Origin of the sequence: Achromobacter mucicolens, from assembly GCF_902859725.1 — a bacterium.
Classification (GTDB): Bacteria; Pseudomonadota; Gammaproteobacteria; order Burkholderiales; family Burkholderiaceae_B; genus Achromobacter; species Achromobacter mucicolens.
On sequence record NZ_CADIJP010000005.1, the window covers coordinates 147,497 to 172,395 of the forward strand.

Sequence of the window (24,899 nt, forward strand, 5' to 3'; positions counted from 1 at the left end):
GCAGGAAACTGAAATCGGCGTTTGCGATTAAGTTTTCCTGAATAGAAAACTGACCATTAATCTATATTTATCAATATCTTAGCTAAATAGCCAGCATCATAATTCCTAGGTTATCCGCGACGCTGAATATCGTCGAAATTATGCGATTAATCGGAAATAAAGCTGCGGCATGAATAATGTTTTTGATTATTTCTGTACGAAATATTAGTAACTACACGTATATTTCAACCAGAGACAATCGGCAATTACATCGAATTGTTCGGTTACGTTTAACGGGGATTGTTTACAGCCCCAACCCTTGTTCCGCCCCAACACTGGCCCTTATTCAGCGGACGGGACAACAACATCAACCGCCGACTGGGTTCCTGAAGTTGCAGCTGCCTTGTCCGTTTGCGGATGATTGACGCGTGCGAAAACGGGTAAGGCTCCTTCCGTCCTGGAGCTGACATGACCTCTGGCCACCGGCATGGCTATACCCACGTTCCCCTACACCTGAATTACGTCTGGCGCGTCCTCGCGATGCTGCTATTGCCCGTGCCGGCCGCCCTAGCCTGCACGACGACCGGCACGTCGATCATCTGCAACGACGCGTACACCCTGCTCAATCCGAACACGGTCAACAGCAGCGCCAACGATGTCTCAGTGCTGGTCACGCCAGCCGGACAATCCACGGGACCCACGCTAGGCCTCCCCGGTTCGGCGGCCGTCAAGCTGACGGGGCGCAATACGACGCTGACCAATCAGGGCCTCATTGACCCCACCCTGTCGCTGCTTGCCCTGGGAACCTCGGGCGCAATCATGGGCAATGCGACCAACGCAGGCACGGTGCGCGTGAACAACAGTGGCACGTTGTATGGCGCGGGGCTGTCGGTGCTGGGCCTGCAGGTCCTGAGCACGCTGGACGGAACCGCCCTCGCCTTGCGCAGCAATGCCACCGGCACCATCAACATCGACAACTCGGGCACCATCGGCCTGAAGCCGGGGCTGCTTTCCGTCTCGCTGTTGAACGCCAGTCCCGTGATTGCCGCCTATGGCGGCGCGCCGGTCACCGTGAACAATGCGGCTGGCGGCGTCATCAATGGCCGCGTGGGACTGGGCCGATCGGTCACCGGCAACAGCTTCGTCAATGCGGGCACGATCAACGGCAGCGTGAGCATGGGGCAGAACAGCACCAACACGTTCACCGCCGTGACGGGATCGGCCATCTCGGCGGGCGGCGCGGACGTGGGGGTGGACCTGTCTGTGGCGGGCCTGGACGCGAGCATAGCGCTAGGCTTTGCCCGGGGCGGCACCGTGGACGGCGGTGCGAACGGCAACAACACGCTGGTGCTGCAGAATCCGGAGGTGTCCGGCACCGGCGGGACAGGCACCGCAAGCTCGGCGGTGTACCGCAACTTCAATAACCTGCGCGTGAACGGCGGCACCTGGACCATTAACGGGCCGCTAGTCAGCAGCCAGACGACGTTGAATGGCGGTCTGGTGAACTTTGACAGCAGCAATGCTTTCGGCGCGGGAACATTGACCGGCAATGGCGGTGCAATAACGGCGGCCACTGCGGGGCTTTCGCTGGCCAATGCCGTCCAGATCAATGCGGGCGGACTGAGCGTTCAAGGCGCGAACAACGTGACGCTTGCGGGCGCCATCTCAGGCGCCGGCACGCTGGACAAGGCCGGCACGGGCGTCCTGACGCTCAATGGCGTAAACACGCACCTGGGCGGCGTGCGGTTAGGCGGCGGCAGCCTGGCGCTTGGCGGCAACAGCGCATTGGGACTGGGTGACCTGGTCGTGTATGGCGCCTCGTCGCTGCAGCCCGGCAGCGCCACGAACCTAAACAACAACATCGTTCTCAATGCCGATCTTGCCCTGGCCAACGTCTCGGCGCTCACGCTGTCCGGCGCGCTGTCGGGCGCATCGGCGCTGGTCAAGAACGGCGCTGGCATCCTGACGCTGAACGGCACGAATTCGCATGGCTCGACGCGCATCAATGCCGGTGGCCTGGTGGTGGGCAACAATGCCGCGCTTGGTGCGGGACCGCTCACCGTCAGCGGCGCATCGACCCTTGCGTCGTCGGCTAGCGTTGCGCTGCAGAACGCGATCGTGCTGAACAGCGCGCTGACCCTAAATGGCACCGAAACGCTGACATTGAACGGGCCGATCAGCGCGGCCGGATCGCTGGTCAAGACCGGTTCGGGCGTGCTGAATCTGAACGGCGCCAACACCTATACCGGCGGCACCACGCTGGCGGGCGGCACCGTGAATGTGGGCGCAGCCGGGGCGCTGGGCACCGGCGCGGTCACTGTCAGCGGCGCAACCACCCTTGCCGGTTCAGGCGTGGCGCTGGGCAACAACTTCGCGTTGGGCAATGCGCTGACCGTGGGCGGCGCCGGCAATCTCACGCTCAACGGCACGGTGTCCGGCGCGGGCGGCACGCTGGTGAAGACGGGGACCGGCGTGCTCACGCTGAATGCCACGAACAGCTTCGGCGGCGGCACGCTCGCCGCGGGGACAGTCGTTGCGGGCGCCAACAACGCGCTGGGGACCGGCGTGATCAACGTGACGGGCGCGACGACGGTGGACAGCGCATCGCCTGTCAGCCTGGGCAACCAGTTCGTGCTGGGCGACCGGCTCACCATCGGCGGCAGTCAGGCGCTGACGCTGGGCGGCGCGCTGTCGGGCGGCGGCACGCTGGTCAAGAACGGCAACGCCGACCTGACGCTGTCGGCAGCCAACGTGCACACTGGCGGCGTCCTGCTCAACGCGGGCCAACTGACGCTCACGAACGCGCAAGGCCTGGGCACCGGCCTTCTGGACGTCCAAGGGCCGGCGACGCTGGCCGCGAGCAACCTGACCGTGTCCAACGACGTGCGCCTGGGCAACACGCTGGGCATCGCCACCGACGGACAGGCGGTGAGCCTGACGGGCAACATTTCCGGCGCCGGCGCCATCGCCTTGAACGATGCAGGCACGTTGACACTGGCCGGCACCAACACGCATGGCGGTGGCGTCCTGCTGAACGCGGGCACGGTAATTGCCGCGAGCGATACCGCGTTGGGCAGCGGCACACTGGCTGTGGGCGGCAATGCCGCGCTACAAAGCTCGGAGGCGCGCAGCTTCGTCAACAACGTCGCGTTGACGGGCAACCTGACCGTCAACGGCGCGAGCGATATCGGACTGGCCGGCGCGATCACGGGCCCCGGCCGCCTGGTGATGGACGGCTCGGGCACACTGACGCTTACGGGCGCCAACACCCACGCCGGCACGACCATCACAAGCGGAACGGTCCAAGCCGGCGCCGGCAGCCTGGGTGCGAGCGTGCTGAACGATTCCAAGCTCCTGATTGCCCAGGGCGTGGATGGCGCCTATGGCGGCGCGATCAGCGGGTCGGGCAGCGTCGATGTCGCGGCAGGCGGACAGACGCTGGTGCTCAGCGGCGCCAACACCTTCACCGGTGGGCTGAACCTGCTGTCCGGCACGGTCGAAACGCGCGGCGGACAGGCCCTGGCTGACAGCCTTGCCGTGAATCTGAACGGCGGCACCGTGCTGCGGCTGGCAGACAGCGAAACGTTCGGCTCGCTCGCGGGCACGGGACGGCTGGACCTCGGCGCGGGCGCGACAGTGCATTTGGGCCAGGACAACGGAGATTCGATCTTCGATGGCGCGCTGTCCGGCGCGGGCAACGTCGTCAAAAGCGGCACCGGCACATTGACGCTGGCCGGCACCAGCACGCAAAGCGGCGCGTTCGATGTGGCGGCGGGCGCATTGAACGTGAACGGCAGTCTGGCCAGTTCGCAGGTGAACGTGGGCGCAGGCGCCACGCTTGCCGGCTCGGGCGTTCTTGGCGGTTTGACGACGGTCGCATCGGGCGGCGCGCTGTCGGCCACGTCCGGCCAGACCCTGACGCTGGGCGGACTGACGCTGAATCAGGGCTCGCAATTCAACGTGGCGCTGGGCGCGCCGCCGGCCACGCCGCAAACGCTGGTGCAGGTCAACGGCAACCTGACGCTGGACGGCGACCTGAACGTCACCGACAAGGGCGGCTTCGGCGAAGGCGTCTACCGGTTGATCACCTACACCGGTCAGCTCACGGACAACGGGCTCGCGCTCGGCTCCCTGCCCCCGGGCACGGTGCCGTCAAACCTGCAGATCCAGACCGCCGTGAACCAGCAGGTGAACCTGGTGGTTCAGACCAGCGACAGCAGCGTGCAGTTCTGGAACGGCCCCAAGCAGCTTGCGGATGGCACGTTGGCGGGCGGCGCGGGCACGTGGCAGGCGGGCTCGACAAACTGGACCAATCAGGCGGGACTTCTGAGCCAGACCTGGGCCGGTAATTACGCCATCTTTGGCGGCACCTCGGGCGGCGTCGTCACCGTGGCCGGCGAGCAGGCCGTCACGGGCATGCAGTTCTTCACCGATGGGTACACGCTGCGGGACGGCGCGATCCGTCTGGCCGCGGGCCCGAACACGTTCCGCGTCGATCCCTCGCTGACGGGAACGGTGAACAGCGTCATCCGTGGCGCCGGCACGCTGAACAAGCGCGACCAGGGCACGCTGGTGCTGGGCGGCACGAACGAATACACGGGCGGCACGCAGATCAGCGAAGGCGTGCTGCAAGTCAGCGCCGACAGCAACCTGGGTGCGGCGGGGACGGCGCTGAACTTTGCCGGCGGCACCTTGCGCGTGACCGGCACGGGCTACTCCGGCACCACGCGCGCCATCGATACCGGCGCGGGCGCGGGCTTCGATATTGCCGATGCGGGCAATGTGTTCACGCTGGGCCAGGCGCTTTCGGGCGCAGGCCGCATTACCAAGTCGGGCGCGGGCACGCTGGCGCTGGGCGGCGACAACAGCGGCATCGGCGGCGTGACACTGGCGGCTGGCACGATCGCCGCGGGCAGCGACACCGCGCTGGGCTCGGGCGTGCTGAACGTCACGGGGTCAAGTGCGCTGAACGCGACGGCCGCCGTGACGCTGGCCAACGATGTGGCGATTGCTCCCGGCGCGACGCTGACCAACCCGGGCACCAACGACCTGACGCTTACCGGCCTGGTGTCGGGCGCGGACGGCGCGCTGGCAAAGGCGGGTCCGGGCACGCTGACGCTGACCGGCAACAACACCTATGGCGGCGGCACGACCATGACAGGCGGCGCAATCCGCGTCGGCAGCGGCAGCGCGCTCGGCACCGGCGCGCTGAGTGTCGCGGGCACGTCCGGCCTGCTGACCGACGGCACGGTGGCGCTGAACAACGCCATCGCGCTGGGCGCGGCCCTGACGACGGGCGGCGCGGGCGATCTGACGCTGAACAATACGATCACGGGCGCGGGCTCGCTCATCAAGGCGGGCGCGGGAACGCTTACGCTGAACGGCGTGAACTCGCACGCCGCGACCAGGCTGGACAGCGGCCGTCTGGTGCTGGGCAACGACGCCGCGCTGGGCACGGGTCCGTTGGCCGTCACGGCCGACGCGGCGCTGGACAGCACGGCCGGCCTGACACTCGGCAACGCCATCAACGTCGGCGCTGGCGCGGATCTGACGCTGGCGCAATCGCAGGACGCGACGCTGCTCGGCACCGTCGGTGGCGACGGCGGCCTGATTGCCGCGGGCGCGGGCACGACGCTGACCCTGGCCGGCGCCAACGCGTACGCCGGCGGCACGCAGTTGAACGGCGGCAACGTGCGCGTTGGACAGGACGGCTCGCTCGGCACGGGCGCCTTGCTCGTCAATGCAGACGCCACCCTGTCCGGCGTGACGGGCGGCCCGGCGCTCAATCTCATCAACGACACCACGCTGGCCGCGGCATTGACCGTGACCGGCGACCGCGACATCAACCTGAACGGGCTGATCGACGGCGCAGGTTCGCTGACGAAGTCGGGCGCCTCGACGCTGACGCTGGCCAGCGCGAACACGTACGCCGGCGGCACGACGCTCACGGCCGGGGCCCTCCGGCTGGGCGATAACGCGGCGCTCGGCACCGGAGACCTGACGGTGAGCGGCGCGGCAACGCTTGGATCAAGCCAGGCCGTGGCGCTGGCCAACAACGTGGTCCTGGGCCAGGCGTTGAACCTGGACACGACCAATGGATTGCGCTTTGACGGCGAGATTTCCGGGGCTGGCGGCTTGGCCGCGGCCGGGGCAGGCGCGCTGACGCTGGCCGGCGCCAACACCTACGCGGGCGGAACGCGGATCGACGGCGGCGCGCTGCAGGTGGGCAGCGATACGTCGCTGGGCAGCGGTGCGTTGACAGTGGGCGGCGCGGCCACGCTGCAGGCGCTCACCACGCCGGTGACGCTGGCCAACGCCGTCGCGCTGGACGGCGGCCCGCTCGACGTCTCGGGCGCGCAGGACATCACGCTGACGGGCACCGTGTCCGGCACGGGCGGTCTGAGCAAGCTGGGCGCGAACACGTTGACGTTGACGGGCGGCAACACCTACGAGGGCGGGACGGCGCTGGCGCAGGGTCTCATCGTGGCGGGATCGGATCAGGCGCTGGGCACGGGCGCCCTCACCGTCTCGGGCGATGCCGCGCTTGACGCCGCGACGGCCACGACGCTGCGCAATCAGATTTCGCTGACCGGCGGCGACCTGACCGTAAACGGCAGCCAGGACCTTACTCTGACCGGCGCCATCACCGGCGGCAACGCCCTTATCAAGAATGGCGGCGCGACACTGACGCTTTCGGGCGATAACGATTACGCCGGCACCACGACGCTGTCGGCCGGCACGTTGGTCGCAGGCAGCAGCACGGCGCTCGGCACCGGCGCGCTGGACGTGACCGGCACCGCAACGCTGTCGGCGGCCGATGGTGTGACCCTGGCCAACGCGATCGCGCTCGGCGACACGCTGACCGTGGACGGCGCGGGCAACTGGGCGCTCGGCGGCGACATCACCGGCAACGGGGCACTGGTCAAGACCGGCACGGGCACGCTGACGCTGGCCGGTAGCAACGGCTACGCGGGCGGCACGCAGCTCCAGGCCGGCGCGATCACGGGCGACACGGACAGCCTCTCGGGTCCGGTCGCCGCGAGCGCGGGCACCACCCTCACCTTCGATCAGGCCGCTGCCGGCACCTATGCCGGCGCGCTGAGCGGCGCGGGCAGCCTGGAAAAAGCGGGCGTGGGCACGCTGACCCTTGCCGGCAGCAACGCGCTGACCGGCGGCGTGGGCATTGCGCAGGGCACGCTGGTCACGCAGGGCAACAACCTGCTCGAATCGGCTTCCAGCGTACGCATCGACAACGGCGCCACACTGCAACTGGGCGGCTCCGAGTTCATTGCGGCCCTGTCCGGGGCGGGCAGATTGCAGGTGGACGGCAGCCTGGGACTTGGCGGCCCGGCGGACAGCGTCTTCGGCGGCGACCTCGCCGGCGCAGGCATCATCGCCAAGACCGGCCCCGGCGCATTGGCGTTGAACGGCGCCAGCAGTCATTCCGGCGTCTTCAACATCAACGATGGCACGGTGAACCTAGGCGGCACGCTGGCCAGCAACACGGTCAACGTCAATGGCCCGGCGGCCATCCTGGCCGGCACCGGCACGGCCGATGGCAACGTCAATGTGAACAACGGCGGGTCGATCGCGGTGACGTCGGCCTCGCCGGGCGCGCTGACGCTGGGATCGTTGACGCTGGACAGCGCGTCGTCCATCGACGCACAACTAGGCGCGCCGAACGCCGGCGGCCTCATCAACGTGCACGGCAACGTCGACCTGAACGGTACGCTGAACATCGACGGCACGCCTGACTTTGGTGTCGGCGTGTACCGCGTCATTGCCTATTCGGGCGCGGCGACCTCGCTGAACCTGGCGCTGGGTACCCTGCCGCCGGGTGTCATCACGCTGCAGACCAACGTGGCCGGGCAGGTGAACGTGCTGAACGAAAGCCAGGCCGGCGATATCCAGTTCTGGCAAGGCGGGACCGGCACCTGGGACTCGGCCACGCAGAGCTGGGCCGACGTCAACGGCACGCCCGGCACGTGGAACAGCCGCTATGGCGTGTTCGAGGGCACAGCCGGCACCGTCACGCTGGCCGGCACGCAAGGCTTCCAGGGACTGCAGTTCGCGACCGACGGCTACACGCTGACCGGCGGCGCGCTGAACGCGCTGCCCGATGCCAGCGGCGTAGCCACCCTGCGCGTCGAACCGTCGGCGACGGCGACGCTGGACACGACCCTGCAAGGCACGGCCACCATCGCCAAGCGCGATGGCGGCACGCTCGTCTTTACCCAGGCCAACACCTATGTCGGCGACACGCGGCTTGAAGGCGGCGTGCTGGAGATCAGCGCGGACAACCAGTTGGGCAACGCGGCCAATCGCGTGGTGTTCGACGGCGGCACGCTGCGCTATGCGAATGCCGCGCCGGGCACGACCGCCCGCGAGCTTACGCTGGAAGGCGCAGGCGCCATCGATGTGACGCAAGGCGCGTACACCGCGTCCGGCACGATATCGGGCGCGGACCCCACGGCCACGCTGACCAAGACGGGCGCGGGCACGCTGGTGCTTGCGGGCGCCAACACCTATACGGGCGGCACACTGCTGCAGGAAGGCGAGATCAAGGTCGGCTCGAATACGGCGCTCGGCACGGGCCTTTTCACGACGGCCGATGGCACCACCTTGTCCAACGACGTCGCGGTTGCCCTGGCAAACGATATGAACCTGCTGGGCGGCGTCACGGTGGCGAACGGCGCGGACATGGCGCTGTCCGGCGACGTTTCGGGCGCGGGCGGCATCATCAAGACCGGCCCCGGCACGCTGACGCTGGCGGGCGCGAATGCCTATGAGGGCGGCACGCAGCTGAATGGCGGGCAGATCACCGTGGGCAGCCCGAGCGCCCTGGGGACCGGCACGCTGACCGCGGCCGACGGCACGGCACTGGACGCATCTGCAGCCGTGACCCTGGCCAACGACGTGCAACTGAATGGCGCGCTGACGTTGCCGGGCAGCGCGGCGCTCACGCTGGACGGCGACATCGCCGGGCCCGGAAGCCTGGTCAAGAACGGGACGGACACGCTGGCGCTGAACGGCGCGAACAGCTTCCAGGGCGGCGTGGCGCTCAACGGCGGCACGCTTGCATGGGGCAGCGACACCGCGCTGGGCGTGGGGCGGCTGACGACGGCCGATGGCACGACGCTTTCCGCCAGCGTACCGGTCAATGCCGCCAACGCGATCACGCTGGCCGGCAGCACGACGCTCACCGGCGCCGACATTGGTCTGTCCGGGGACATCGACGGCGCGGGCGGCCTGGTGAAGAATGGCGCGGGCCTGTTGACCCTGTCGGGCAACAACAGCTACCAGGGCGGCACGCAGCTCAACGCCGGCACGCTTGCCATCGGCAGCGGCACGGCATTGGGCACGGGCGTCCTGACGGCGGCGGCCGGCACCACGCTGCTGGGTCAAGGCGTGTCGCTGACCAACGACGTGCAGCTCCAAGGCCCGGTCACGGTGGGCGGCGCGGCCGATCTGGCGCTGAACGGCGTCGTGTCGGGTACGGGTCCGCTGACCAAGGACGGCACGTCGACGCTGACCCTGGGCAACGCCAACACCTACGACGGTGGCACGGTGCTGGCCGGCGGGACGATCATCGCGGGCAACAATGCCGCGTTGGGCACTGGCGGCCTGACCGTTGCGGGCCCCGGCACGCTGCAGGCCGGCGCGCCGGGCATCGCGCTGGGCAACGACATCGGGCTGGGCGCGCCCCTGACAGTGTCGGGTCCCAACGACCTGACGCTGGCCGGCAACCTCACCGGCACGGGCAGTCTCGTCAAGACGGACGGCTCGACGCTGACGCTGACGGGTCAGAACCAGTACACGGGCGGCACGACGCTCGCGGGCGGCACGCTGGTCGGCGACACCAGCAGCCTTACCGGCAACATCACCACCTCGACCGGCACGTCCGTGGTGTTCAACCAGCCTCCGGGCAGCGGCACATACGCCGGCGCCATCACTGGCGGCGGCGGACTGGTCAAGGACGGCGCGGGCACGGTCACGCTGACCGGACCCAACGCCTACACGGGCGGCACGGTCATCAACGCCGGCACGCTGGCCGGCAACGCCACCAGCCTGCAGGGCAACATCACCGTGGTGGACGGCAGCGCCATCGTGTTCAACCAGAATGGCACAGACGGCACCTATGCCGGCAACATCAACACCACCGGCAACAACACGGGCACGCTGACCAAGGACGGCGACGCGTCGCTGACCCTGACCGGCAACAACAACGTCGGCGGCGGCACCACCGTCAACAACGGCACGCTGCTGGTCGACGGCACGCTGACCGGCGGCGCCGTGACGATCAATCCGGGTGGCAATTTGGGCGGTTCGGGTTCGGTGGCCGCTGACGTGGAACTGGAGGACAACGCGCGTCTGGTGGCGGGCACCCCCGGCAATCCGATCTCGTTTGCGCGCAGCCTGGCGCTGTCCAACGGCACGCAACTCGACTTCACGCTGGGCACGCCCAACTCCGCGACGACCGCGGTGACGGTGGCGCAGAACCTGCGGCTCGATGGCGTGCTGAACATCACGGATGGCGGAAACCTGGGCACGGGCGTCTACCGCCTGTTCGCCTACGGCGGCACGTTGACCGACAACGGTGTGCAGTTCGGCGCCCTGCCCGCCAGCCTGAGCACTGCCGACCTCACGCTGCAGAACCAGCCCAACCAGATCAATCTGGTGCTGCAGACGCAGCCGGGCGAAATCCAGTTCTGGAACGGCGCGAAGACCACGCCCGACGGCATCATCGCGGGCGGCGCGGGCACCTGGAACGCCACGGCCACCAACTGGACGGACACGGCGGGCACCAGCGCCGACCCGTGGAACGGCAAGTACGCGGCGTTCTCCGGTGCAGCGGGCACTGTCACGATCGACGGCACGCAGAACGTGACCGGCCTGCAGTTCCTGACCGACGGCTACACGCTGGAAGCCGGCACGGCCGGCGCCATCGCAATCGCCCAGGCGCAGACGCCGGTGCGCGTGGAGAACGGCGCCACCGCCACGATAGCCGCGCCCATCACCGGCGCGGGCGGGATCGAGAAGCTGAACGGCGGCACACTGGTGCTTGGCGGCGTCAACACCTACACCGGCAACACCGCCATCCGCAGCGGCGTGCTGCAAGTCAGCGCCGACAACCAGTTGGGCAACGGCGGCGCGGTGTCCATCGATGGCGGCACGCTGCGCATCGCGGACGCGGCCTTCGACACGACCGCACGCAACGTCTCGCTGGATGGCGCGGGCGGCGGCATCGATGTCATCGATGCCGGCCAGACCTTCACACTGAACCAGCCGATCAACGGCACGGGCGCGCTTGCCAAGCTGGGCGACGGCACGCTGGTGCTGAACGGCGCCAACGGCTACACCGGCGGCACCGTGATTGCCGGGGGCACACTGGAAGGCAACGGCGCCAGCATCGCCGGCGCGGTCAGCACGGCGGCCGGGACCACGCTGCGCGTGAACCAGGCGGCAGACGGCGTGCTGGCGGGCCCCGTCAGCGGCGAGGGTCAGCTAGTGAAGGAAGGCGCCGGCACGCTGACGCTGACAGGCGTGTCCACCTACAGCGGCGGCACGCAGGTCAACGCCGGCACGCTGATCGGCGACGCGTCCAGCCTGCAAGGCGTCATCGCCAACAACGCGGCGCTCGTCTTCAATCAGGGTACGTACGGCGTGTTCAACGGCACGCTGTTGGGCGCGGGCAGCCTCGTCAAGCAAGGCGGCGGCACGCTGGTCATCGACGGCGACCACAGCTACACCGGCGACGCCACCATTGCGGCGGGCACCGTGCTGCTTGGCAGCGCACAGACGCCCGCCTCGCTGCCCGCGTCGGTGCAAGTCAATCCGGGCGCCACGCTGGCCGGCAACGGCACGATCGCCGGGCTGAGCAACGCGGGTACGGTCCTAAGCTCGCCCGCAGCGGGCGGCGGGTTGAAGGTCAGCGACGACTTCAGCAACGCCGCTGGCGCGACGCTCGCCGTCAACGTGGGTCCGGCCGGTGCGACCAATCTGCACGTGGCCGGCACCGCCACGCTGAACGGGGCGTTGCAGGTGACCAACAACACCCCGATCACCCAGGAAAGTGCCTACACGGTGCTGACGGCGGACCAGGGCGTGCAAGGCACCTTCGCCTCGGCCTCCCTGCCCCAGCTCGCGTTCCTGGATGGCGCAGTGGTCTACGACCCCAACAACGTCACCGTGACGTTCGAGCGCAACGACACCGGCTTCGAGTCGGTCACGGACACGCCGAACCAGAGCGCCGTGGCGCAAGCGCTGGAGCAGATCAACCCCGGTTCCCCGCTCTACTCGGCGATCCTGGGGTTGAGCGAGGGCGAGGCGCCCGAGGCCTTCAAGCAGTTGTCGGGCGACAGCCACGCCTCGTTGTCATCGGCGATTGTGCGCAGTTCGGAATCGGTGCGGACGCTGCCCCTGAACCATCTGCGTGACAGCCTGCGCAGCGAAGGCCGCGCCGATGCCGGGGCGTGCGGCGAACAAGGCCGCAGCGCGGGTGGCTACGCCGAGCGCTTCTCGTGCCGGCGCAACGTGTGGACCGAGGTACTGGGCAACTGGCAGAGCCAGGACGGCGACGGCAACGCGCCCAGTTATCGGCAGCGCACCGGCGGCGTGCTGGCCGGCGGCGACATCCGGGTGGGCGACGGCTGGCGGGTTGGCGTGGCGCTGGGCTACCAGGACAGCACGATCTGGCAGGACAGCCGCAACGCCAAAGCCGATGTCGACAGCTACAGCGTCACGGTGTTCGGCGGCAAGTCTTTCGTGCAGCCCAGCGGCAATGCGTGGAACGTCATGGCCGGCGCGGCGTACAGCTGGCAGGACATCGAGACCCGGCGCAATCTTGCCATCGGCGGCGCGAGCCAGGAGCTGAAGGCAGACTATCGCGGCAACACCACGCAGATCTTCGGCGAACTGGGCTACGCCATGCCGGTTGCGCCAAACGCGACGGTCGAACCCTTTGTGGGCGCGGCGTGGATCAAGCAGCGCATGGGAGGCTTCTCGGAAGACGGCGGCTCCGCGGCCCTGTCGGCGGACAGCCAGAGCAACGACATCACGACCACTACCGTCGGCTTGCGCGGCAACCTGGACACGCAGATCGCGGGCGCACCCGCCCGCCTGCGCGCCACGCTCGGCTGGCGCCACGCGATGGGAGACGTGGACCCCGACCGCACGATGGCCTTCGGTTCGGGCCCGGCCTTCACGGTCGCGGGCACGCCCATCGCCCGCAACGCCGCCGTGGCGGAAGTGGGTGCGGAAGTGGCCGTATCGAAGAACGCCGCGATTGGCCTGAGCTACCAAGGCCAGTTCGGCAGCGGCAGCCGCGAGAACGCGGGCTTCCTGAACGTGCGCTGGAACTTCTGACGCACGCGGCGCCATCCGGCTGGTATCCGGATGGCGCCTGTCCGCCCCGCTTGCGGCCGAGGGCGCAATGCCTTCGGGCGAGCCGTTCGGGCCGCATTGACACCCTTGATTTAGGCGCTTTACGCTAGCCCGCACTCGTGGTCCAACCGGGCGTGGTTCTGCCCTGGCGCACCAAGGTGCGGGAGGCTCGTCATGACGCTATGCAGACCAGGCGCATTCGCGTGCGCGTTGCTGACGCTGGCTTTCCTCACCCCGGCCGGGGCGTGGGCGGCATGCAGCGACAAGACCTTGCGCGGGATGTCCGACGCGGGACGCAGCGTGGCCACGATAGCCAAACGCTGCGGCATGAGCGCGGCAGCCGTGAAGGAAAAGCTGGGTGACGGGGATTCAAAAGCCAACCGCGCGCCTGCCGATCCAGCTGCGTCCCGGGCGGTGCCCACCGCCGAAGCGGGCGTCGCGGCGACGGGAGTCGCGGCGACGGGAGTCGCGGCAACTGCTTCAGAAAAGCCCGCCGAAAAACCCGCAGCAAAATCCGCGGCACCTGCCGCGACGAGATCCGCAGCAACGTCGGCCACGTCGCCTGCGGCCAGCGCCGCCAAGCCGTCGGGCAAGGCGCCGACCGAGCCGCAGAAGCATCCGCCGGGCACCATCCTGGAACTGTGCGGCTGCTACGGCAGCATGGAATACGGTTTCACCGAACCGAACGCGCAATGCGTGAGCGGCAAGGCCGTGGCGACGCGGTGTCCGGGCTACTGCCCGGTGAACCGGTCGCCATGGCGACGGATCTGCAGTTGAGGCGGTGGCGAGCCCCGCCCTGCCCGTCAGTCGGCCGCGCTGACTTCGGGCTGGTGCGGACGCGCATGCACCTGGTCGATTCGCAGGCCGTCCCGACGCGTCACTTCGAACCCCCAATCACGCAGCATCACGGTGTCGCCCGTCTCGGGGATCCGGCCGCCCGCGCGCAGCAGGCATCCGGCCAGCGTCGCATCGGGATAGTCGTCGGCAAGCGCCGGCGCATCCAGGAGGCGTGCGGCTTCATCGACGGACAAGCGGCCGCCCAGCAGCCATGAGCCATCGGAAAGCCGCAGGGCGTCCGGGTGGTCTTCCTGGTGTTCAGGCAAGTCGCCCGCCACTGCTTCAAGCACGTCCAGCGGCGTGACCAGGCCTTCGCACACGCCGTGTTCATCGACGACGATCAGCATGTGGTCGCGCGAGGCGCGCAGCTCATCCAGCACCTTCAGCACCGGCGTGGTTTCCATCACGTAGCGCGGTTCGCGCGCCAGTTCCACCAAGTCGATCGGGCCGGGGTTCTGCAGCAGCGGCAGGACCTCCTTGAAGTGAATCACGCCCAGCACGTTGGCCGGATCCCCCGCGCACAGCGGCAGGCGCGAGTGACCGGTGGCGAACTTGCGAATGATCACGTCGGGCGTGTCGGACACATCCAGCCACGTCATGTCGCCGCGCGGAACCATGATGGAGCGGATGTCGCGCGTGCCGATGGACAGCACGCGCTCGATCATCGAGCTTTCCTCGGGCGCGAAGGCCGGCTCATCCCCGGCGCCGTCCACCAGCGCGACGACTTCATCGGCTTGCGACACCGGCTGGCCGGCGCGGCCGCCGCGCAGGAGGCGCAGCACGGCCTGCGCCGTGCGCTGCCGGCGGCCCAGCGCATGCGTGCCTCGGGCGCGGTTGCGGCGGGCCAGCTGGTTGCACAACTCGATCAGGATCGAGAAGCCGATGGCCGCATACAGGTAACCCTTGGGAACGTGGAAGCCCAGGCCTTCGGCGACCAGGCTGAAACCGATCATCAGCAACAAGCCCAGACACAGGATCACGACCGTCGGGTGACGGCCCACGAACGCCATCAACGGGCGGCTGGCGATCATCATGACGGCCATTGCGACCACCACGGCGATCATCATGATGCTCAGTTCCTGCACCATGCCCACGGCGGTGATGACGGAGTCCAGCGAGAACACGGCGTCCAGCACCACGATCTGCAGGATGACCTGCCAGAAGACGGCGTGCTGCGGCCTTTGCCCCTGGTCGTGACTGGCGCTGCCTTCCACGCGTTCGTGCAGTTCCATCGTCCCTTTGAACAGCAGGAACAGGCCGCCCAGGATCAATATCAGGTCGCGTCCGGAGATTTCGGCGCCCAGCACGGTGAAAAGCGGCGCGGTCAGCGTGACCACCCAGGCAATACTGGCCAGCAGGCCCAAACGCATCACCAGTGCAAGCGTCAGGCCAATGAGCCGCGCGCGGTTGCGCTGTTCGGGCGGCAGCTTGTCGGCCAGGATGGCAATGAACACCAGGTTGTCGATGCCCAGCACAATTTCAAGAATGACCAGCGTCGCCAGGCCAAGCCAGGCGGTGGGGTCGGACATCCAGTCGAAAATCATCAGGTTTCCACGGAAAGCGTAAGCGAGCGCGCGTTCGGGGCGCGTCGGCGGGAAGGGAGTGCGTCAGGAGCGCGCAGCAATCGTTGCAGAGGCGCGCGAATGGACGTGACCCGGCGAGGCGGCGCGCGGCCGCCCAGACGCGGCGTGGCCGCAGTGGCGATCATGGAGGCGGCGCGCAGGCAGACAAGCCTTGCCGCGGCAGTGTGGGGAGAAGATGTCGGGCGCCGGCAGAAGTGCGGCGCCCTGCTAGGAGGAGGGTCTTCGTTCATAGATGGCGGATGGCTCCAGGCTGCCTGGGCAGCGACGCATCGGAATATCCGCCGGGCTCTCTTTCTTACAGGATCCTGAATCTTACCTGAAACGGCGCATTGCGCGACTTGGGGCCGCTACTACCCTCATTGACTGCGCAGGTCAGCGGTTCCGCCAGAGCCCGACGAGGCGCCGGAACCCGGCATGCCGCCGTGCCCTGTCGAGCCGGTGTTGCTGCCCGGCGTGCCCTTGGCGCCTCGCGTGTCCGCGCCGGCGTCGTCTTGCCGCGGACTCGATCCCCCCCGCGCGGGCTCGCCCCGGCCGGGATCGCGCTGCTTCTCTTTTGCGCCCTTATCGTTTGCGCCCTTGACTTGCGCACCCTGCGTTTGCGCGGGCGGCTGTTGCGCGCCGGACGGTTGGTCCCGCTTGGACTGGCCCGCGGCGCCCATGCCGGGGGTCGTCATCTGCGCCTGCGCGACCAACGTTTTTTCAACGCGCTGCGCCGACGCGCCGGTGGCAAGCAAGCCGCTCATGGCGGTAGCGCACAGATACAGAATCGGATGTTTCATGGTTGCTCCTTGGTCGACAGCGGTGACACACTGAGCCCCAGGCCAACAAGCTGACGCGGGATCTCTGTTTATCCAGGGGCAAGTGGCGTGCCTGCCCCGCCAAGGGAGCGATACATGCGTGATCAACCTGTACCCGGCCGGCGGGGGCTGCTCAAGGCCCTTGCCGTCGGCGTCCCCGGCGCCGCCTGGGCGCCCCGCGCAATCAGCGCACCGGACCATCCCCCTTCTGCCCCCCAACCGGACGCTGCCGCGACTGGCGCGGCGCCCAACCGGACGCTCAAATTTTTCAATGCGCAGGAAGCCTTGACGATGGACGCCATCGCTGCCCGGCTGATTCCGGCCGACGACCTGGGTCCGGGCGCCAAGGAAGCCGGGGTGACATTGTTTCTTGACGGCCAGCTTGCTGGGGCCTGGGGCGCGGGGAGCCAGTTCTACCGGCAGGGCCCCTTCGAACCGGGCACGCCGGAACAGGGCTACCAGCTTTCGTTCACACCGGCCGAGATGTTCCGGCGCGGCCTGGCCGCACTGGACGCGGCGGCCCGCAAGCAGGATGGCAAACCTTTCGCCGAGCTGGATGAGGCGCGCCAGGACGCCTGGCTGCGCGACATGCAGGAAGGCAAGCCCGACTTCTCGCCCCTGCCTTCTGGCGTGTTCTTCCAGGCGCTGCTCGAAGGCACGATCGAAGGGTTCTTTTCGGACCCGCTCTATGGCGGCAATGCGGACATGGTGGGGTGGAAGCTCGTGGGGTTTCCCGGCGCGTTTGCCTCGTTTTCCAACGACATCGAGCGCCACGGCGTGATCTGGGCCGGCCAGCCGGTCTCCATTGCCAACGCCACGAGCCACAAGATGACGCCCGGAGGCAAGCATGGCTAAAACGCTACCGGCGGTAGATGTGGCAATCATTGGAGGGGGATGGACCGGTTCCATCATCGGCAAGGAGCTTGCCGCCGCCAAGCAACGGGTCGTGGTGCTGGAACGCGGCGAGGCACGGTGGCCGTCGCCTGACTTTCAGGGTCCCAACGTCCACGACGAGCTCAAATACACGCGCCGCCACGAACTGCACCAGGACGCCGCGACCGAAACCTATACGTTCCGCAACAACACAGATCAGAAGGCGCTGCCCATGCGCCGGTGGCAATTTGCCTACCCTGGCACGCATCTGGGCGGCGCGGGCAATCACTGGTCGGGCGCCTACTACCGCTTCGATCCCACCGACTTCGTCATGCGCAGCCATTACAACGAACGCTATGGCAAGGACATCTTCGACAAGGAGCTGACCTGTCAGGACTGGGGCATCACCTATGACGAACTGGAGCCGTACTTTGACCGCTTCGATTACCTGATCGGCGCATCCGGCCAGGCCGGCAACATCAAGGGCGAAAAACAGGATGGCGGCAACCCGTTCGAGCCGTGGCGCTCGCGCCCTTACCCCAACCCGCCCATGAAGGTGCCCTACGCGCCTGCGCTCTTCGGCGAAGCCGCGCGCAAGCTGGGCTATCACCCTTACGTGCAGCCGTCCGCGCTCTGTACGCGGCCCTACGTGAACACCGAAGGCCTGCACATGAGCGCGTGCGTGTACTGCGGATTCTGTTCCAACTTTGGTTGCGAGCACTTCGCCAAGGCCTCGCCGCAGGTGTGCATCCTGCCGGTGGCCATGAAGATGGAGAATTTCGAGATCCGCACCGGTGCGCACGTGCTGCGCGTGGAGTTGACGCCGGACAAGAAGCGCGCCCGCGGCGTGACGTACGTGGATGCCGGCGGCGAAGAAGTCTTCCAGCCAGCCGAAATCGTCGTGCTGTGCGCGTTCGGCATCAACAACGTGCGGCTGCTGCTGCTCTCGGGCATCGGCAAGCCCTTCGATCCGGCGACCAACACCGGCGTCGTGGGCCGCAACTACACGCACCAGACCACCTCGGGCGTGAACCTCTTTTTTGATGAGTCGGTCAACATCAACCCGTTCATGGGCGCCGGCGCGGTGGCGGTGACGATGGACGACTTCAGCGCCGACAACTTCGACCACGGGCCCGTGGGCTTCGTCGGCGGCGGCTATCTGCAGATTCAGGTGGTCAGCGGCGCGCCGATCGGCTTTCATCCCACGCCCAAGGGCACGCCGTCGTGGGGCTCTGAATGGAAGAAGGCGGTCGCGCGCTACTACAACCATGCGGCCAACATCACCATCACCGGCTCGGCGCAGCCCTGGCGCGGCGGCTACCTGAGCCTGGATCCCACCTACAAGGATGCGTGGGGCCTGCCGCTGTTGCGGGTGACCTACGATTTTCCCGACAACGACATCCGCATGTCGGCCTTTCTGACGGAAAAAGGCGACGAGATCGCACGCGCCATGAAGGGCATCGTCCGCACCGAACCGGGCCCGCGCAAGCGGCCGTTTTCGGCGACCGCGTATCAGTCGACCCATCTGACGGGCGGCGCGGCAATGGGCGACGATCCCAACACCAGCGTCGTCAACCGCTACGGTCAGTCGTGGGACGTGCCCAACGTGTTCGTCACGGGCGCCGCGCTCTTTCCGCAGAACTCGGGCTACAACCCGACAGGCACCGTGGGCGCCACCGCCTACTGGATCGTAGAGAAAATCAAGGCGGACTATCTGCGTTCGCCGGGCCCGCTGGTGTCATCATGATCGAACATCGCAAAGGCATCTTCTTCACTGTCGGATTGATGGTCGCGGTTCCGGCCATCACGCTGGTCGCGACCGTGCACCAGATGATGGGCGCGGGCGGCGACGAGGCGATCCGGGCCTCGGCTGTGCCGCAACCGCCACCGCCCGCCGCCAGTCCGGCGCCTCAGGCGGCCGCGCCGGCGGGGCAAGGGGCGGCCCCGGCTGCTTCGGGCCCCGCGCCGGCCGCAACGGGCCCCGCTGCCGTATCGGGCGCGGCGGCGCCTGCCGCCACACCTGGCGCCCAGGCGCCTGCCCCCCTGAAACCCGTGCCCGGACGCAGCGCCACCGATTTCACCGCGTCGCGCCCCGATTGGGAAAAATGGCTGCGCGAGGCCGATCCAGAAGCAGGCAAACAGCTGGCCGCGAACGGAAAGCCCGGCGCGGGGGTGCAGGCCTGTGTGGCCTGCCATGGCCCAGCGGGCATCACGCCCACGGGCGGCATCTTCCCCAACCTGGCGGGCCTGCGCAGCGAATATCTGGCCAAGCAGCTGGCCGACTTCCGGTCCGGCACGCGGGTGCAACCCCTGATGAACACCATCGCGCGCGCGCTGACAGAGGAAGAAATCGGACAGGTGGCGGCCTACTACGGCACGTTGGCCGGCCCGCCGCTGCACGTGGGCGAGTTCGGCGGCGAGGCGGCGCGCAAGCTGGATGTTGAAGGCGACGGCGCGCGCGCCCTGCCCGCCTGCGCCAATTGCCATGGTCTGCGCGGCATGGGCGAAGGCCCGCTGTTGCCCCGGCTGGCCGGACAGTCTCGGGAATATTTCACCGACCAGATGAATGCGTTTCGCAATGGATCGCGCCAGAACGACGATGTCGGCGTGATGCGGGCGTTTTCGCAGCGCCTGACCGACGCGGAGATCCAGGCGCTGGCGCACTACTACGCTGGTCCCGCCCCAACGCCGCGCTAGCCGTAGCTCCGGGAGTACAATTCCGTCCGCCGCACCCGCAACGGGTGCGCGGCCGCGACGCTGTCGCGATCCCAGATGGACCCGGCTTGCCGGGTGGCTCGGCCGGGCGCCTATCCCTCGGACAACCTGCAAGCCCAACGGGCGTTCGCCCTTGACCTGCCGCACACGCTGCGGCGCGACCCACGCCCGGCGCTTGCTCAAATCTGCTTAGCCAATCAATGTCAGTTCTTTCCAAGCTTCGCCGCGACTGGATGGCCAATCCGCGCGCGGACGTTCTGTCGGGGGTGCTCGTCGCCCTTGCCCTGATTCCCGAAGCCATCGGCTTTTCCATCATCGCCGGGGTCGACCCCAGCGTTGGGCTGTATGCCTCGTTTTCCATCGCGTTCATCATCGCATTCATGGGCGGGCGGCCTGGCATGATCTCAGCCGCGACCGCCGCGGTCGCGGTCCTGGTTGCGCCGCTGGTGCGCGAGCACGGCGTCAGCTACCTGTTCGCCGCGACCGTGCTGATGGGCCTGCTGCAGATCGCCGCCGGATTCCTGCGGCTGGACCTGCTGATGCAGTATGTGTCGCGTTCGGTCGTGACCGGCTTCGTCAATGCGCTGGCCATCCTGATCTTCATGGCGCAGCTGCCACAGCTGATCGGGGTGACATGGGTCACGTACGCCATGGTGGCCGCCGCGCTTGCCATCATCTATCTGCTGCCCCGGCTCACCACGGCCATCCCATCGCCGCTGATCGCCATCATCGTCATGACGGCCGTCTCCATCCAGGCGGGCCTGGACGTCAACACGGTGGGCGACATGGGCGCGCTGCCCTCTGCCCTGCCGTCGTTCATGGTTCCCGACGTGCCCTTCACGCTGGAGACCCTGCGCATCATCCTGCCGTACTCGCTGACGATGGCCGCGGTGGGACTGCTGGAATCGATGATGACGGCGCAGATCGTGGACGACATGACCGACACCTCCAGCGACAAGCGCCGCGAATGCAAGGGCCAGGGCATCGCCAACCTGGTCACGGGCTTTCTGGGCGGCATGGGCGGCTGCGCCATGATCGGCCAGTCCGTCATCAACGTGCGCGCCGGCGGCCGAACGCGTCTGTCCACCTGCGTGGCGGGCGTCTTCCTCTTGTTCCTGATCGTGGCGCTGGGCCCCCTGGTGGCGCAGATTCCAATGCCGGCCCTGGTGGCCGTGATGATCATGGTGTCGATTGGCACCTTCAACTGGCGCTCCCTGCGCAACCTTGGCTCGCATCCCTGGCAGTCGTCGGTCGTCATGCTGGCGACGGTCGCCGTGGTGGTCTGGACGCACGACCTGGCACGCGGCGTGCTGGTGGGCGTGGTACTGAGCGGTCTGTTCTTTGCCGGCAAGGTCAAGGGGCTGCTGCACGTGGCCACGTCGCTGTCCGAGGACGGTCTCACGCGTACCTACCGCTATTCGGGGCAGATCTTTTTCGCCTCGGCGTCGCGGTTCTCGGCGGCGGTCGACTTTCATGAGCCCGTGGAGCGCGTGGTGATCGATCTGACGGGCGCGCACTTCTGGGACATTTCGGCCGTTGGCGAACTGGACAAGGTGACGCTCAAGCTGCGCCGCGCGGGCCGTCAGGTCGAGGTCGTGGGACTGAACGAGGCCAGCGCAACGCTGGTCGGGCGTTATGCCCAACCCGGAGCGCAGTCGGGCCACTAGCGCGCCGTCGCGGCCGACGCCTTCACGGCCTCGGCTGCGAATCAACACGTTTGGTTACTTACCGGGCACGCCGCTTGCTCACTCCGCCAGATCGCATCTGCCGGAGTTTTCATGCCCGCTTCGCATTCCCTCGACGCCACGACGCTGACGGTGTTGACGGTCAACACCCATAAGGGCTTTACCAGTTTCAATCGCCGCTTCATGCTGCACGACCTGCGTGAGGCGCTGCGCACCGCCTCCCCGGACGTGGTCTTTCTGCAGGAAGTCCTGGGCGAACACCAGACGCACGCCGGGCGCCACGATTCCTGGCCGGCGCAGTCGCAGTATGAATTTCTTGCCGACACGTTGTGGACGGACTTCGCGTATGGCCGCAACGCGGTCTACCCCGAAGGACATCACGGCAACGCGATCCTGTCGCGCTACCCGATCGAAAGCCACGAGAACCACGACGTGAGCGTCGATGGCCATGAGGGACGGGGCCTGTTGCACTGCGTCTTGAGGCCCCCTTCCCTTGCGTCGCCCGTGCACGCCATCTGCGTGCATCTGGGGCTGCTCGAGCGACACCGGGGCGAGCAATTGCGCCGGCTGTGCGAGTTGGTGTCCCACGGCGTGCCCGCCGACGAGCCGCTGCTGATTGCGGGCGACTTCAACGACTGGCGGCTGCGCGCGGACACCCTGATGCGCGATTGCGGCACGCAGGAGGTATTCACGTCGCGTCTGGGCCGGCCCGCGCGGACCTTCCCGGCGCGCTGGCCGCTGCTGCGGCTGGACCGCATCTATGTACGCAGTGTGCGCGACTGGAAGCCGGTGCCACTGGCATCGCGCGTCTGGTCACGCCTTTCCGATCATGTGCCGATTTGTGCGGAGATTGCGCTATGAACCTGGGCTGGCGCGAAAACAACCGATATACCCTGCTGGAAAACGGCACGGAGTACTTTCCCGCCGTCGTCGAGGCCATCGACGCGGCCAAGAGCGAAGTGCTGGTGGAAACCTTCATCCTGTTCGACGATGCTGTCGGCCGGGATATCCAGCAGGTCCTGATCCGCGCCGCAAAGCGCGGCGTCAGCGTGGACCTTCTGGTCGACGGCTACGGGTCCGACGAGCTGAGCGAGGAATTCATCGGCGCGATGACCGAGGCCGGCGTGCGCTTTCACGTGTTCGATCCGCGCCCGCGCTTTCTGGGCGTGCGCACGAACGTGTTCCGGCGCATGCACCGCAAGATCGTGGGCATCGACCGCGAGCGCGCGTTCATCGGCGGCATCAATTTTTCCGCGGACCATTTGCCCGATTACGGCCCGGAAGCGAAGCAGGACTACGCCGCTCTGGTCGAAGGGCCGCTGGCGGCCGACATCGCCGACTACGCGCGCGCGCAACTGGGCAACGGCAAGCGGCGGCTGCGGCGGCGCCCCGCCCGGATGGATCCCCTGCCCGCCGGCGACGGCGGCGGGCGGCTGGTGGTGCGCGACAACATCAGCCATCGCAGCGACATCGAACGCTACTACCGGGCGGGCGTGCGGTCGGCGCGCTCGGACGTGCTGATCGCCAATGCCTACTTCTTTCCGGGCTACCACCTGCTGCGCGACCTGGTGAAGGCCGCCCGCCGCGGCGTGCGCGTGCGGCTGCTGCTGCAGGGCGAGCCGGACGTCCTGGTCGCCCGCCTGGCCGCGTCGATGCTCTACGACTACCTGATCGATTCGGGCGTGGAGATCCATGAGTACTGCAAGCAGCCGCTGCACGGCAAGGTCGCGTGCGTGGACGATGACTGGTCGACGATTGGTTCGAGCAACCTGGATCCGCTGAGTCTGGCGCTGAACCTGGAGGCCAACGTCGTGGTGCGGGACGCGTCGCTGAACGCGGCCCTGCGCAAGAGCCTGGACCGGCTGATTGCCGAGGACTGCCGGCCGGTCGAGATGGCCAAGAACTCGCGGCGCCGCTTGCGCCGCTTGTGGCTGGGCGTGGTGGTGTTCCACTTTCTGCGGCGGTTCCCTGCGTGGGCGGGCAGCTTGCCGGCCCACAAGCCGCGCCTGCAATCCATGACGGCGGATACCGGAAGGGAGACCGCATGAAGATCCTGCATTCGTCACCCATGCGGGCGTTGAGGCGCCGCTGGCCCCGGATCAAACGCGTGCTGCCCGTGCTGGTGCTGATCGTGGTCGCCGGGCTGCTGTACTACTTCGGCCGCTCCGTGGACTGGCCGCAGGTGTGGGTAGCCATGCGCAAGATTCCCGGCCAGACCATCGCCATCGCGGCCGGACTGGTGGTTGCGGGCTACCTTGCATACGGCAGCCTGGACCTCCTGGGCAAGAAATACACGCGCCACCACCTTCCCGCGCCCAAGGCGCTGGGCGTGGCGATGCTGAGCTACGCGCTGAACCTGAACCTGGGCGTGCTGGTGGGCGGCCTGGGGGCACGGCTGCGGCTGTACACGCGGCTGGGTTGCCGCAAGTCTGTAGCGACCCGCGTCGCCTTGTTTGCGGCGGCATCGAACTGGATCGGCTATGCGTGGCTGGCGGGCATCGTGTTCGCATTGGGCGTGGTGCCGGTGCCGGCGGGCTGGGAAATCGGCTCCGGCATGCTGCGCATCCTGGGACTTGCGCTGCTGGCGTTGGGCATTGCGTACGTCGTGACGTGCGCGAGGGCCCGGCGCCGCAGCGTCACCTGGATGGGCCACCACATCGCGCTGCCGCGCGCCCGCATGGCCGTGGCCCAATGCGCCCTGGCGGCGCTGTCCTGGTCCCTGATGGGCGCCATCTGCTACGTGCTGCTGCAAGGCAAGGCCAGCTACCCGGCGGTGCTGGGCATCCTGCTCTGCACGAGCTTCGCGTCGGTCATCACCCGCGTGCCCGGCGGACTGGGCACCACCGAGGCCATTTTCGTGGCCGCGCTGGGATCCCAGATTCCGCCCACCGAAGTGCTGGGCGCGGCGCTGGCCTACCGCGCCGTCTATGCGTTGGCGCCGCTGTGCCTGGCGCTGATCGCGTATCCCCTGATCGAGCTGAAATTGGGCATGCGTCGGCGCAAGGCGGACGCCGCTCCCCCTGGTCAAGCAAGCCGCGCGCAATGAG

11 protein-coding genes and 1 other annotated feature are annotated in these 24,899 nt (G+C 67.9%); of the genes, 9 read left to right on the forward strand and 2 right to left on the reverse strand.

Features of this window, described 5'->3' with window-relative positions; all coding sequences use genetic code 11:
- Positions 1–447 precede the first annotated feature (447 nt).
- Both HV786_RS27435 and HV786_RS07840 read left to right on the forward strand, forming a co-directional pair.
- Positions 448–13,344, forward strand: a complete 12,897-nt coding sequence (locus HV786_RS27435; protein ID WP_175210470.1) for an autotransporter-associated beta strand repeat-containing protein — start codon at positions 448–450, stop codon at positions 13,342–13,344.
- A gap of 228 nt (positions 13,345–13,572) precedes the next feature.
- Positions 13,573–14,139: a hypothetical protein gene (locus tag HV786_RS07840; RefSeq protein ID WP_128829233.1), complete on the forward strand. Its 567-nt coding sequence runs from the start codon at positions 13,573–13,575 to the stop codon at positions 14,137–14,139.
- A 26-nt stretch (positions 14,140–14,165) separates the two neighbouring features.
- On the opposite strand, the gene HV786_RS07845 is transcribed toward HV786_RS07840, so the two are convergent.
- Together HV786_RS07845 and HV786_RS07850 are read right to left on the reverse strand one after the other, a co-directional pair.
- Positions 14,166–15,743 carry a TerC family protein gene (locus HV786_RS07845; RefSeq protein WP_175210472.1) on the reverse strand — a complete coding sequence of 526 codons (1,578 nt, stop codon included), beginning with the start codon at positions 15,741–15,743 and terminating at the stop codon, positions 14,166–14,168.
- Positions 15,744–16,138: 395 nt separating this feature from the next.
- The gene (locus HV786_RS07850) at positions 16,139–16,561 is read right to left on the reverse strand and encodes a hypothetical protein (RefSeq protein WP_175210474.1); all 423 of its coding nucleotides are present in this window, start codon (positions 16,559–16,561) and stop codon (positions 16,139–16,141) included.
- A 114-nt stretch (positions 16,562–16,675) separates the two neighbouring features.
- Here HV786_RS07850 and HV786_RS07855 point away from each other — a divergent pair, with 114 nt between their 5' ends.
- The 7 genes from HV786_RS07855 (at position 16,676) to HV786_RS07885 (ending at position 24,898) form a co-directional block, all read left to right on the forward strand.
- The gene (locus tag HV786_RS07855) at positions 16,676–17,434 is read left to right on the forward strand and encodes a gluconate 2-dehydrogenase subunit 3 family protein (protein WP_128829235.1); all 759 of its coding nucleotides are present in this window, start codon (positions 16,676–16,678) and stop codon (positions 17,432–17,434) included.
- The gene (locus HV786_RS07860) at positions 17,427–19,199 is read left to right on the forward strand and encodes a GMC family oxidoreductase (protein WP_128829236.1); all 1,773 of its coding nucleotides are present in this window, start codon (positions 17,427–17,429) and stop codon (positions 19,197–19,199) included. Before HV786_RS07855 ends, HV786_RS07860 begins: the two co-directional genes overlap by 8 nt.
- The gene (locus HV786_RS07865; RefSeq protein ID WP_175210476.1) at positions 19,196–20,149 is read left to right on the forward strand and encodes a c-type cytochrome; all 954 of its coding nucleotides are present in this window, start codon (positions 19,196–19,198) and stop codon (positions 20,147–20,149) included. Before HV786_RS07860 ends, HV786_RS07865 begins: the two co-directional genes overlap by 4 nt.
- A gap of 74 nt (positions 20,150–20,223) precedes the next feature.
- Positions 20,224–20,276, forward strand: a sequence feature (sul1 is cis-regulatory element that is thought to sense ions involved in sulfur or methionine metabolism; They are found in Alphaproteobacteria).
- Between the two features lie 91 nt (positions 20,277–20,367).
- Positions 20,368–21,834, forward strand: coding sequence for a SulP family inorganic anion transporter (locus HV786_RS07870; RefSeq protein ID WP_128829474.1), 1,467 nt, complete (start codon positions 20,368–20,370; stop codon positions 21,832–21,834).
- Between the two features lie 111 nt (positions 21,835–21,945).
- Complete coding sequence (locus tag HV786_RS07875; protein WP_056317766.1) at positions 21,946–22,713, forward strand: endonuclease/exonuclease/phosphatase family protein; 768 nt, start codon at positions 21,946–21,948, stop codon at positions 22,711–22,713.
- A complete protein-coding gene (gene clsB / locus HV786_RS07880) occupies positions 22,710–23,900 on the forward strand; it encodes a cardiolipin synthase ClsB (protein ID WP_175210478.1) in 1,191 nt (396 codons plus the stop codon). Before HV786_RS07875 ends, clsB begins: the two co-directional genes overlap by 4 nt.
- The gene (locus tag HV786_RS07885; protein WP_128828450.1) at positions 23,897–24,898 is read left to right on the forward strand and encodes a lysylphosphatidylglycerol synthase domain-containing protein; all 1,002 of its coding nucleotides are present in this window, start codon (positions 23,897–23,899) and stop codon (positions 24,896–24,898) included. The genes clsB and HV786_RS07885 overlap by 4 nt, the downstream gene beginning before the upstream one ends.
- Position 24,899: the final 1 nt, after the last annotated feature.